This is a genomic window from Legionella sp. km772 (assembly GCF_003989735.1).
Taxonomy (GTDB): domain Bacteria; phylum Pseudomonadota; class Gammaproteobacteria; order Legionellales; family Legionellaceae; genus Legionella.
Window position 1 is genome coordinate 13,453 of sequence record NZ_RZGQ01000008.1, and the last position, 11,826, is coordinate 25,278.

The following is an 11,826-nucleotide window of genomic DNA, read 5'->3' on the forward strand; positions in this document are numbered from 1 at the left end:
GCAAGCTAGCTGTGCGCTAAGAATTCTTAGCGCCTGTAGTAATGGTTATTTAAGCCCTGTCTATTTACGTTCATAAATGCACCAAAAAAGATGGAATAAAACATGGGCCATAATAGCAGCCAAAAGGCCATAAAGCCAAAATACCAGGCCAAAAAATATAGACTGGCAAAGACTTAAAAGCACTAAGGAATAAATTAAACGACGGTAAGAATTACACCCTGCAGCAATATAAATGGGTATTTGACCGATTACAAAGAGTAAACCACTGATAATAATGGATGCATAGACCACCCCATCATTCATCTGCTTAGTAAAAAGCAAGGCGAAAAAAGTAACTAAATTCATTAAGCCCCAGCGAGCAATAATTTCCTCAACCACACCGCCATAAAGCAATAAACCATCAGGCTTTAAAGCAACACGTAATTTAGCCATAATTGCCAAACTTTTTTCATCTAAAATTGAACGCACAATACCATAATACAAAATACAAAAAACCAGGAAACATACTAGCGCATACATAAAAGTCGGCAGTAAAGACCCTAAAAAGGTATTTAATACTTCTTTACCTTGCAATAAAGGCACCAATACCGGGTCACTTAAGCCGGTGCGAACCGATAACACCGTGCCCGCAAAACTCATGGCCAAAACCGTGAATAAAGCTTGGAAAATAACCATGCGACTCGCTTTCTTTTTTACGGGTTCGGTATTGTCGGGTAATAAAAAATAAACCAAGCGAGTCATTGCAATAAAAACACCGGGGATTGATAAGCAAAACAACACCACCACTAAGGGCCAGTTAATTACCATCACTTCTCCTTAAGTAAAATACTGTAAAAAAACCCATCCATTCCCTGTTCACCTGGGAGTATTTGTCGGCCATGAGGTGTTGCTCTTCCCCATTCTGCTGCAATAGGAAGGAGTGTACATTCTTCATGTTCGTTTAAAAACTGCGCTATCTGTTGTTCATTCTCTTCCGGCATAATGGAACAGGTAGCATAAACCAAGATACCTTTAGGGGCTAATAAGGGCCATAAAGAGCGTAACATGCTGTATTGAGTGTGAACAACCGCCTTAATCTCATCCTCGGTGCGCAACAGTTTAATGTCGGCATGTCGACGAACCACGCCAAGTGCTGAACAAGGAGCATCCAACAAAATACGATCAAACAATTGACTATCCCACCACTGCTGCGGGTTTAAAGCATCTCCTTGCACTATCTCTGCTGTTAATTGCTGCCGATTTAAATTCTCTTTGACTCGCAATAAGCGTTTATTATCTACATCCACCGCAACACAAGCCGCCAACTGGCTTTGGGTTTCTAAAATATGACAGGTTTTTCCACCCGGAGCACAACAAGCATCCAATACTCTTAAACCTGGTTTTAAATCTAATAAGGACGCAGCCAGTTGTGCTGCAGCATCTTGTACGGCGATCTTGCCCTCAGTAAAACCAGGTAGGTTACGCACATCGCAAGGACTTACTAGAGTTATTGCCGAAGACACTAAGGGATGCGCTTTGGCCGCAATGCCTAGTACTTCCAGCTCATGGAGGTAGTCTTCAACAGAAGTTAGTTGCAAATTAACTCGCAGAGTCATCGGCGGATGGGCATCATTAGCTAAGGCAATTGCTTGCCAATCCTGAGGCCAAGCCTTTTGAATTCGTGCTAATAAATGCGGTGGGTGCCCATAAATAAATTGGGGATCATCGTTTAAAGTAGCCAGCAGCTCAGCTTGCTTACGGCAAAAATTGCGCAATACGGCATTGACTAAACCTTTGGCCCAAGGCTTTTTTACTTTTTCAACCAAAGCAACTGTCTCTTTCACTACCGCATAATCAGGCAAATTCATGTAGTGCAGTTGATATAAGCCCATGAGAATGGCAAGCCAGACTTCATCGGCTTTGGGCCGCTTGTCGACTAATAAATCAGCTAATTTACTTAAGCGCAGGTAATGCCTACAGACACCAAAACAAAGCTCTTTTGTCATGGGCGTTGCCGATGAAGGCAAAGTTTGGGCTAAAGAAAGGTGCTGTTCGGTAACCTGCACTAAAATTTTTAAGGCAGACAGACGTTCATTCTGACTCATGGAAACATTAAACCCACATGCAATTGAGTTTTTCCAGAGTTTAACCAATCGGCAATAGAGACTGCTTTAGCACTCGGGAACTGAATTTTTTTAATCAATAATCCCCCTTGCGTGGTTGCCACCAGCATCCCTTTTTTATCAAGGCTTACTATAGTTCCTGGAGTTGACTCTTCAGACAGCTCAATAACAGAGGCTTCGTGGATTCTCAGGGGCTTATCGTCTAAAAAAGTATAAGCAATAGGCCAAGGGTTAAAAGCCCGAATTTGTTGATCAATTAACGAGGCAGGATTTTGCCAATTGATACACCCATCTTCTTTATTAATTTTCTTAGCATAAGTGGCTAGGTGTTCCTCTTGAACTTCCGCTTGTACCTGTCCATGAGCTAATAAATTGACGGTGTCTAACAAGGGTTTAGCCGATAAAGCCGCTAATTTATCATGGAGGCTTCCGGCAGTATCAGTGGCGTTAATGACACAGCTTGACTTAGCCAGCATCGGCCCCGTATCCAAGCCGACATCCATCTGCATAATAGTCACACCCGTTTGCTTCTCACCATGCAAAATAACTTGCTGAATTGGCGATGCACCCCGCCAACGCGGTAATAAGGAGGCGTGGACATTAATGCAACCTAAGCGTGGAATATCCAACACTTTGCGGGGTAAAATAAGGCCATAGGCAATGACTACCATCAGATCCGGTTTTAAGGCTGCCAATTCGTCGACCGCGTCTTGTGTTTTAAAATTCAAGGGTTGATAAACAGGAATATTATGAGCTAAAGCCCACTCCTTCACCGCGGAGGCTTGAAGTTTGCGCCCTCGACCCGCAGGCCTATCAGGTTGCGTATAAACAGCAGCTAGGTGATGGGGCGATTGATTTAAAGCCGTCAAACAAGGCAGGCCAAACTCAGGAGTACCGGCAAAAATTATATTTAAAGAACTCATTTGGAAGCTTGGCGCCTTTTAAATTTATCGAGCTTTTTACGAGCTAAGGCTCTTTTAAGAGGGGACAACAAATCCACAAATAATTTGCCATTTAAGTGATCAATTTCATGCTGCAAACATTCTGCAAATAAATCCTCACCCGTTACTTCGAAGGGGGTTCCGGTTCGATCTAAGGCTCTTACAGTAACTTTTTGGGCGCGGACTACGGTATCATAAGCGCCAGGAACGGAGAGACAACCTTCTTCATATTTTTTCTCGCCCTCAGAGGCGATTATCTCAGGATTGATAATGACTAATTGCTTGCTTTTATCGCCAATTATATCAATCACTGATAAACGCAGACTAACCCCAATTTGAGGTGCGGCTAGCCCCACGCCATGTGCGTCATACATGGTTTCAAACATATCATCGATTAAGGTTTGCAGATTGTCATCGAAGTTAACAACTGGTTTAGCCACAGTTCTTAAGCGTGCATCGGGTAAATAAAGAATTTTACGAATAGCCATTGCTATCTGGTTCTCCACATAACTATCATGCTATTATCGCATGATCTAAAGTACGGCTGCAAGATGCACGTGAGCTCTTTCATCCTAATCTGACGGAAAGATGACCAGTCAATAGGCTAGAATCCAATGACTGGCAAAACTAGTCTGCTTGCCCGCAACCAGGCTACACCATACTAGGCTTAGCAAAGGAATGATGCATGAGATACTTTTTTTTCATTATTTGTTTCCTCTTATCACCCCTGAGTCAGGCACTCAGTTTAAGGGCGGACGCGCCTAAAGAATATGTAGTACGACCCGGTGATACTCTCTGGTCAATCGCAAGTCAGTACTTAAAAAATCCTTGGGAATGGAAGGAATTATGGCGTGCCAATCCTGCTATTAAAAATCCTGATCGTTTATATGCTGGTGCCGTGATAGCCCTGGGTTATCATGCCCAAAAACCTTATTTGCGGGTCTTATCCAATGGGACAATTAAATTATCACCAACTATGCGCGCAACACCGCTAGAAGAAGAAATTCCTCCTATCCCTTTAGGGGATATAAAACCCTATCTTAATGAATCATTAGTCTTAGATGAGGATGTGTTAAGTCGAGCGCCTTATGTGATAGCACTACCGCCTGAGCGGATGCTAGGAGGACAGGGAGATCAAGTTTATGTCAGAGGACTCCATAGCTCGCCTATTTTACCCGAGGGCGGGACTATAGCTTATTCACTCTTTCGTACTGGAAGAAGTTATATCGACCCTATTCGAAAAATACTCTTGGGTTATCAAGCTAAATTAGTAGGCTATGGGGAGCTCATTGCCGGTGGTGAGCCTGCTACAGTATTGCTAACCAATATTATTGAAGGAATTAAAATTGAAGATAAAGTATTAATCAACAACAGTCCAGAGTTTGAGCTGTATTTTGAGCCCAGTGCCCCTAGCACAAGCATTTATGGTTTAATTCTTGAGATGCCTAATGGCATGCCTTCTGGTAATACGCAAGGCGCCGTAGGCAATGTCATTGTATTAAATGTCGGTGCTGACGCAGGTCTGAAAGCTGGGGATGTTCTAGGCGTTTATGCCAAAGCGCGCGTTGTTCCCGATCCTAAAAATCATCTACGTTCGATAAAACTTCCTCCCGAACGGATAGGGGAGGCAATGGTCTTTCGGCCGTTCACTAAAACAAGTTTTGCCTTAATCGTCCGCTCGACTCGAGCAGTCTATTTGTTGGATACTGTTGGAAACCCATGAAAAATTTAGTCTATTATCTCGCGCTAAACAGGATGAATCAAGTTGGTCCTCGAACCGTCTTAAAATTACAGGAACGTTGGCCCGATTTAGAGGAATTATTTGAATTATCACTTAGCGAAATGGAACACGCCGGCCTACCTACTCGTTTAGCTCATACCCTTAAACAATTTAATTTCAATTTAATTGATGAGGACTTAAACTGGCAAAATGCCGCTAGCGATAACCATTTACTAAGTTGGGAGTCGCCAGACTACCCTGCGCTATTACGCGAAATAGCTGATCCACCGGTTGTATTGTATGCTCAAGGACAGTTATCAGCGTTAAAAAAGCCGACTTTGGCTGTCGTAGGAAGCCGTAACCCCTCCATAGCAGGAAGTGAAAATGCTAAGCAATTCGCTAAAGAAATCGCAAACCAAGGAGTAACTATTGTTAGTGGTTTGGCGTTAGGGGTCGATGCCCAAGCTCATCTGGGTTGTCTTGCATCTCAAGGACAAACTATTGCAGTGCTTGGAACTGGAATTGATTGCATTTATCCGCGCCGTCATCTAAAACTCGCAGGACAAATTAGGGAAAAAGGCTTAGTAATGAGTGAATTTCCATTAAAAAGCCCACCTATCGCTGGACATTTTCCACGCAGAAATCGTATAATAAGCGGTCTATCATTATGCACTTTGGTTATTGAAGCGGCAATTAAGAGTGGTTCTCTAATTACAGCACGCATGGCTTTAGATCAAAATAGGGATGTACTAGCAATTCCGGGGTCGATACATAACCCCTTAGCACGAGGCTGTCATTACTTGTTACAACAAGGTGCTAAATTAGTGACCTCAATTAATGATGTTTTAAATGAGCTTAGATTAGACAGTCCTCCCTTGGCAACGGATAAATCTTTTTTTTCCCTTGCAAGTGAGAGCGAAAACCTAGTAAAGTTCATCGGTTTTGAAACGACAAGCATTGATCAAATGGTAGTACGCAGTGGTTTTTCTTTAGAACAAATCACTAATCAACTTGCTGAATTAGAATTACAAGGGACCATTACTGCTGTCCCCGGCGGCTACATAAGGTGTTAATATGAAAGATAATTTATTCGAACTCTTATTAAATTTATTTGAACAAAGTCTAACCCAATTACAAAAAAAGCACCAATCTGCCGATCCTGACTCAGTAGAGTTAGTTGATGACGAAACGCCTAATGCAGAGAATCAATCCTTGTATATACGTACCGCCCATTTAAGTTCAACTCGCGTGTTTACCTATGATGAGCAAATGAAACTAACGAAAGCGAGCTATCAATTTCTGATGAAAATGAAATTATTAGGTATTATTGATAATGATGCCCTTGAGCTCATAATGAACCAATTGCAATTTTCCGAATCCCGTATCGTTACTCTCCAAGAAGCTAAATGGACCATTAGAAATGTTTTAGCAAATAATTTTAATGAAGAACAGTTGGCTTTTCTTGATCTTGTGCTATACCAATCAGAAGACGAATTAACTTTGCACTAGCCCTAGCAACAAAATTCATTAAGCAAAATAATTATAAAACTTATTTAAAGGAAAGGTTTATTTGATATGAGTAAACACTTGGTGATCGTAGAGTCACCCGCAAAAGCTAAAACAATTCAAAAATATCTCGGTAATGATTATGAGGTCTTAGCCTCCTATGGGCATGTCAGGGATTTACCCCCACGCAAAGGCTCTGTAGATCCCGAGCGACATTTTGCCATGACCTACGCCCCTTTGGAAAAAAATTCCCGCCATATTGAAACCATTGCTAAAACGCTAAAAAAATCAGACTCCTTGTTACTGGCAACGGACCCGGATAGAGAAGGCGAAGCAATATCTTGGCATATTTTTGAACTTATGAAAGAAAAAAATCTCGTTAAAGAAAAAAGCGTGCATCGAATTTTCTTTAATGAAATTACTAAATCAGCTATTCAAGAGGCCATTAACAACCCCAGAGCAATATCCATGGATTTAGTTAATGCCCAACAAGCAAGGCGAGCTTTAGATTATTTAGTAGGGTTTAATCTCTCCCCCTTATTATGGAAAAAAATTCGTCGTGGCCTTTCAGCTGGCCGCGTCCAAAGCCCAGCCCTACGTTTAATAGTGGAGCGAGAGGAGGAAATTGAGCGTTTTGTATCCCAAGAATATTGGAAAATAATAGCGCAATGTCAGCACCAAAATGCTCCTTTTGAAGCGCGACTAACCCACTATCAAAATGAAAAGCTGCAACAATTTACGATTCAAGGCCAAAAAAGTGCTGAACAAATAAAAGAGCTATTGCTTCAAGAAGCAAAGGGAGTGCTCAGTGTTACAGAAATCGAGAAAAAACAACGCAAACGCAAACCCTCCCCCCCATTCATTACCTCTACCTTACAACAAGAAGCAGCACGAAAGCTTGGCTTTACGGCCCGAAAAACCATGATGGTGGCACAACAGCTTTATGAAGGGATTGATATAGGCACAGGTACAGTTGGTCTTATTAGTTATATGCGTACCGATTCGGTTAACTTGGCTAATGAGGCAATTGAAGAAATTAGAGAATTTATTAATACGCGGTATGGTAAAGAAAATTGCCCTAAAGAAGTGAGAGCCTATAAAACCAAGTCGAAAAATGCCCAAGAAGCACATGAAGCTATTCGGCCCACTTCGGTTAAACGTACTCCAGAGATGATCCAAGAATCGCTAACCGGGGAGCAATACAAGCTCTATGCTCTGATCTGGAAGCGTACAGTGGCAAGCCAAATGGCTGATGCGATTATGGATACTGTCGCAGTAGATTTAAGCTCAGGTAAAGGCAATATTTTTCGAGCCAATGGTTCAACAGTAACTTTTCCTGGTTTTCTTACGGTGTATGAAGAAGGCCGTGATGATTCAAAAGACAAAGAAGACGGTGAAGGGACTATTCTGCCCGCATTCAGTGTGGGAGACAAAGTTAGTCTGCAAGATATTTTAGCTAATCAGCATTTTACTGAGCCACCACCTAGATATTCAGAGGCCACTTTAGTTAAAGCCTTAGAAGAACATGATATTGGCCGTCCGTCCACTTATGCCACGATTATCCACACCCTACAACAACGGGAATACGTCGTAGTCGATAAAAAACGCTTCGTGCCAACCGATGTCGGCCGGATCGTTAATCGTTTTTTAACCAATTACTTCACTCGCTATGTGGATTATAAGTTTACTGCACAACTTGAAGACACCTTGGACGCCATTGCACGGGGCGAAAAAGAATGGGTACCGGTTTTAGAAGATTTTTGGAAGCCTTTCCTTCATCAAATTCAAGATACCGATGAACAGGTACAACGTAAGGACGTAACAACCGAAATACTGGCAGAACAATGTCCTAAATGCAGCAAACCCTTATCAATCCGCCTAGGCAAACGTGGACGCTTTATCGGTTGTACGGGCTATCCGGAATGTGATTACACTCAAGATCTAAGTGGTCAAGACGCCGAGAAAAAAGAGAGCGAAGTAGTCGAAGGTCGTAGCTGTCCTGTATGTAATCATGAATTACATATCAAAGCAGGACGTTATGGACGCTTCATTGGCTGCAGCAATTATCCTCAATGCAAGCACATGGAGCCTATTGAGAAACCGGCAGATACTGGGGTTACCTGTCCTAAATGCAATCACGCCCATATCTTGCAACGTAAATCACGTAAAGGGAAAATCTTCTACTCTTGTGGTGATTATCCCAAATGTGATTATGCCTTATGGAATGAACCCATTGACCGTCCCTGCCCACAATGCAGTTGGCCTATTTTGACGGTTAAAGAAAACAAAAAAGTTGGTCGTCAAATTTTATGTCCCAAAGAAGGCTGTGGTTACTCAGAAAAGGAAGAATAGTCTTCAACCTGCATGAATCATCTCAGAATAATGACTAAGCGGTTCAAGGAATTCAAGTCTTGGGCTGCTTCTTTTATGTCAGTTAGAAAATCCTGAATCTGTTGCTAGTCTCTAATTACACGACAAGGCCTTTTATAAAGCCAATTTGGGGCTCCAAAGGCCCTTAAGTCATTTCCAAATTAGACCAGCAACTATCTTAGGTTTAGCCTGACCTCGCTTGACCTAGACTCTCTAGGTCATAATAAACGCTTAAGCTAGAAGAACTGCTTATTGCGGTGCATTCATTAATTGCTCAATATACCGTCTACAGGTTAAGGGCCGATGAATGTAATTGATTAGATGTCGCGTCCCACCGGTACCCGTAATAATTAAAGCACCATATTGAAAAATACTCCCTAAAATTGATTGGCGGATATCTATGGTTTCAATTTTACTTAAAGGCATATCGACAGTTTGGCGGACAATAATTCCCGTGCGCAATATGACCTGTCTTTTCTTAATCGTGATTGATGAAAAATAATAGGTAACCCAAGTCATCCCCAGCCAAAGTAAGGCAAAAACCAATAAGAACAGACTTAAATCGCTTAACTGGGGAAAATAAATTTGTAAGGCAAGGGGCACACAAAAGCCCACAATAGGCCAGAAAAATATAATCCAATGTAAGCGTGTAAAGTAAAGCACATCTGTTTCTTTAAGATTTTCAGTCATTCCGCACCTTTATGTTCCATCTATTGTCTTTCTCAATAATTTGTTATTCTATACCCAAAAGAAAGGTTTTGGCGAGAGAGTAGCTTAAATGAAATCGATAAGATACTGCTTAAACAAGCAACTTGCTGAAATTTGTCAGCGATCAGTTCAACTAGAAGAATTTACGCAAATAATTAATGCTTTACTGCCGCAAGAGTTAGCCCCCTATTGTAGGGTAAGCAGTTTTAATAAAGGTAGTTTAATTTTAAGCGCGGTGGATGCTGTCTGGGCTTCGCAAATTCGCTACGCCCTACCCGAATTACGCGATAAGCTAAGAAAAGCAGGAATGTACCAATTATCCTCCATTAAGGTAACCATTGACGCACCTACATCGGAGTATAAAAAAATCAAAAAATCAAAAAGTTATGAATTAACTCAACAAGCCAAAGAAAGTATCCTCAGCGAAAGTCAAAACTGCGCTTACGAACCGCTCCGTAAAGCATTAATCCATTTGGCAGAAGGAAAGTAAATAATAGCTAATTTTGCTAAAAAAGGGACTTAGTTTTAAGATAGGGCTTCGGCAAAACGGCGTGCGACCCACTCCTCTCCCAGATAATTAATACAATCATTAAGATAATCAGTTAATTCATCGTGCGTTAAACGATGTTCAAATCCAGGGGGCTCAGGCTCATGATGTACATAGTCACCAAAATAGTGAAAGGAAAAATTGCAATAGTCACGAGTATGTAAAATAAACAGATGCCAGAGTTCATCTAAAATGAGTAAAGGACCAAAAAGATAAGTGGTTTTATTCTTTTTAGCACGTTGGTCCCTTAACCAAAACCAAGCCAGTAGATCCTTAAATAATTGCTCTGCCTCTGTTAAAGAGTACTCGCTGTGAGTATGGCAAAATTGTTTTAACACCAAAAAATTCTGGTAGGCGAGAACATCTGCAAGTACTAGGTTCATTATCTACAACAACTTTTATTGCCACTAGGTTGTTTAGTAATGTAACGGACGATACGACAAATCATTTCTTCTTTAGACATTGTATTTTCCTCAGATGGATAAGATCGGATCTATTGTAGCCTTTTTTTGAAGCTAGGGAAGGAATTTATTAGAAAAGTTTAATAGAACTAATCCAGTCTCAGACAAGAGCCTGAATTAGTTCTTTTTTACTTAGCGATAAGAAACAGAAGCAGTAGATTCTAAGTCGTCCTCTACGCCTAAACAGGCATTAATCACATTACATAAAGTATTTAACGCATATAATATTGCAGGAATAATCATTACGGCAGTTAAAGTAGCAGCGAACGTACTGCTTACTAAGGCCGCACCGGCAGCGACAGCACCTAGAGTAATAAGAAACTCTGCCGTGTCAGCAAGAAAACCTGATAGTCGAGGATGCTTTTTCAAAAATTCACTTTGGGATAGTAAACGATTGGTAATATAGTTAGGAATAATTGTTAAGGGCAGTGCAATTAAGCCCACACCTGCAAAAGTTCCAAAAGTACCAGCAGCACCAGCAACGACGGGATTAAAAAAGGAGATAGCCCCTCTTCCTAAGACTCCAGAGATGCCCCCAAGTATGGCACCAACAGGCATAGCTAAAATTGACTCTGCTATTACATCACTCGTTGTTAAAGGCTTATTTTTTGCCATTGATACTCTCCAGCTATAAAAAAGCTGCATTGTACATTAATGTGCTTATTTAAGCAAATATTGCATAAAAGGCAATAACTTAGATAAAGTAATTTATTTTTAGCGCAAAATAATTTGGACAATTATACAGCGCTCATTATAATAGCCTGTACCTTCCCAACAGGGTCAACCGTTTAGTTGGACTAATCATGTGGATTAAATTAGATACTGTACAAACCCGAATAGAAGAAATTGGGAATGCGTCAACGCATGCGCTGGGAGCTCTTTTAAGTATTGCCGCCATTATCCTATTATCTTTAGTTTCTATACCCCAAGCGGATAAAGTTAAATTAATTTCAGGTATTGTTTTTGGTTCTACCTTATTGTTGATGTATTTAAGCTCCACTATTTATCACAGCATCAGCAATCCCAAAGTAAAGCATGTATTTCGTATTCTTGATCACGCCTCCATTTATTTGTTAATAGCAGGAAGTTATACCCCCTTCGTATTAGTCACGCTTAAAGGCTCTTTAGGGTGGACCATGTTTACTCTAATATGGTCTTTAGCGTTCGCCGGAGTTTTGTTTAAATTATTTTTTGTCCATAAATTTGAGCTGCTTTCTACGATTATTTACCTGGTAATGGGGTGGATGGCTTTGCTGATTGTAAAACCTCTCTACCAATTGCTGCCTTTAGGAGGATTAGCTTATATTGTCGCCGGAGGATTATGCTACAGCATTGGCGTAATATTTTTTATTTGGGAGCGTTTGAAATTTAGTCATGTCCTTTGGCATTTGTTTGTTTTAGCCGGAAGTATTTGTCATTTTTTAGCCGTATTACTGTATGTCGTGATGTAGCAATTTGCCTACTCTGGCCC

General features: G+C 41.0%; 13 protein-coding genes. 6 read left to right on the forward strand and 7 right to left on the reverse strand.

Annotated elements, in window-relative coordinates:
* Positions 1 to 60: 60 nt before the first annotated feature.
* The 4 genes from ELY15_RS01860 to def are packed head-to-tail and all read right to left on the reverse strand — an operon-like array spanning position 61 to position 3,531.
* The gene (locus ELY15_RS01860; RefSeq protein ID WP_127097963.1) at positions 61 to 807 is read right to left on the reverse strand and encodes a CPBP family glutamic-type intramembrane protease; all 747 of its coding nucleotides are present in this window, start codon (positions 805 to 807) and stop codon (positions 61 to 63) included.
* The gene (gene rsmB, locus ELY15_RS01865) at positions 807 to 2,084 is read right to left on the reverse strand and encodes a 16S rRNA (cytosine(967)-C(5))-methyltransferase RsmB (RefSeq protein WP_127097964.1); all 1,278 of its coding nucleotides are present in this window, start codon (positions 2,082 to 2,084) and stop codon (positions 807 to 809) included. The genes ELY15_RS01860 and rsmB overlap by 1 nt, the downstream gene beginning before the upstream one ends.
* Positions 2,081 to 3,025, reverse strand: a complete 945-nt coding sequence (gene fmt / locus ELY15_RS01870) for a methionyl-tRNA formyltransferase (protein ID WP_127097965.1) — start codon at positions 3,023 to 3,025, stop codon at positions 2,081 to 2,083. Before fmt ends, rsmB begins: the two co-directional genes overlap by 4 nt.
* Entirely contained in the window at positions 3,022 to 3,531 is a 510-nt protein-coding gene (gene def, locus ELY15_RS01875; protein WP_127097966.1) for a peptide deformylase, read from the reverse strand. The genes fmt and def overlap by 4 nt, the downstream gene beginning before the upstream one ends.
* A gap of 197 nt (positions 3,532 to 3,728) precedes the next feature.
* On the opposite strand from def, the gene ELY15_RS01880 reads away from it, so the two are divergent.
* The 4 genes from ELY15_RS01880 to topA all read left to right on the forward strand — a co-directional run bounded on the left by ELY15_RS01880 (position 3,729) and on the right by topA (position 8,621).
* Positions 3,729 to 4,766 (forward strand): LysM peptidoglycan-binding domain-containing protein, encoded by a 1,038-nt coding sequence (locus ELY15_RS01880; RefSeq protein WP_127097967.1) that lies wholly within the window; start codon positions 3,729 to 3,731, stop codon positions 4,764 to 4,766.
* Positions 4,763 to 5,836 carry a DNA-processing protein DprA gene (dprA, locus tag ELY15_RS01885; protein WP_127097968.1) on the forward strand — a complete coding sequence of 358 codons (1,074 nt, stop codon included), beginning with the start codon at positions 4,763 to 4,765 and terminating at the stop codon, positions 5,834 to 5,836. The genes ELY15_RS01880 and dprA overlap by 4 nt, the downstream gene beginning before the upstream one ends.
* A 1-nt stretch (position 5,837) precedes the next feature.
* Positions 5,838 to 6,272 (forward strand): DUF494 family protein, encoded by a 435-nt coding sequence (locus tag ELY15_RS01890; RefSeq protein ID WP_127097969.1) that lies wholly within the window; start codon positions 5,838 to 5,840, stop codon positions 6,270 to 6,272.
* A gap of 66 nt (positions 6,273 to 6,338) precedes the next feature.
* A complete protein-coding gene (gene topA, locus ELY15_RS01895; protein WP_127097970.1) occupies positions 6,339 to 8,621 on the forward strand; it encodes a type I DNA topoisomerase in 2,283 nt (760 codons plus the stop codon).
* 267 nt (positions 8,622 to 8,888) lie between these two features.
* On the opposite strand, the gene ELY15_RS01900 is transcribed toward topA, so the two are convergent.
* Entirely contained in the window at positions 8,889 to 9,329 is a 441-nt protein-coding gene (locus ELY15_RS01900) for a PH domain-containing protein (RefSeq protein WP_127097971.1), read from the reverse strand.
* Positions 9,330 to 9,417: 88 nt separating this feature from the next.
* Here ELY15_RS01900 and ELY15_RS01905 point away from each other — a divergent pair, with 88 nt between their 5' ends.
* A complete protein-coding gene (locus ELY15_RS01905) occupies positions 9,418 to 9,837 on the forward strand; it encodes a DUF721 domain-containing protein (RefSeq protein WP_127097972.1) in 420 nt (139 codons plus the stop codon).
* A gap of 35 nt (positions 9,838 to 9,872) precedes the next feature.
* Here the strand turns inward: ELY15_RS01905 and ELY15_RS01910 are convergent, their stop codons facing one another.
* Positions 9,873 to 10,277 carry a hypothetical protein gene (locus ELY15_RS01910; protein WP_127097973.1) on the reverse strand — a complete coding sequence of 135 codons (405 nt, stop codon included), beginning with the start codon at positions 10,275 to 10,277 and terminating at the stop codon, positions 9,873 to 9,875.
* A gap of 210 nt (positions 10,278 to 10,487) precedes the next feature.
* Positions 10,488 to 10,970, reverse strand: coding sequence for a hypothetical protein (locus ELY15_RS01915; RefSeq protein WP_127097974.1), 483 nt, complete (start codon positions 10,968 to 10,970; stop codon positions 10,488 to 10,490).
* A 188-nt stretch (positions 10,971 to 11,158) separates the two neighbouring features.
* Between ELY15_RS01915 and ELY15_RS01920 the strand changes: the two genes are divergently transcribed.
* Positions 11,159 to 11,806 carry a hemolysin III family protein gene (locus ELY15_RS01920; protein WP_127097975.1) on the forward strand — a complete coding sequence of 216 codons (648 nt, stop codon included), beginning with the start codon at positions 11,159 to 11,161 and terminating at the stop codon, positions 11,804 to 11,806.
* Positions 11,807 to 11,826: the final 20 nt, after the last annotated feature.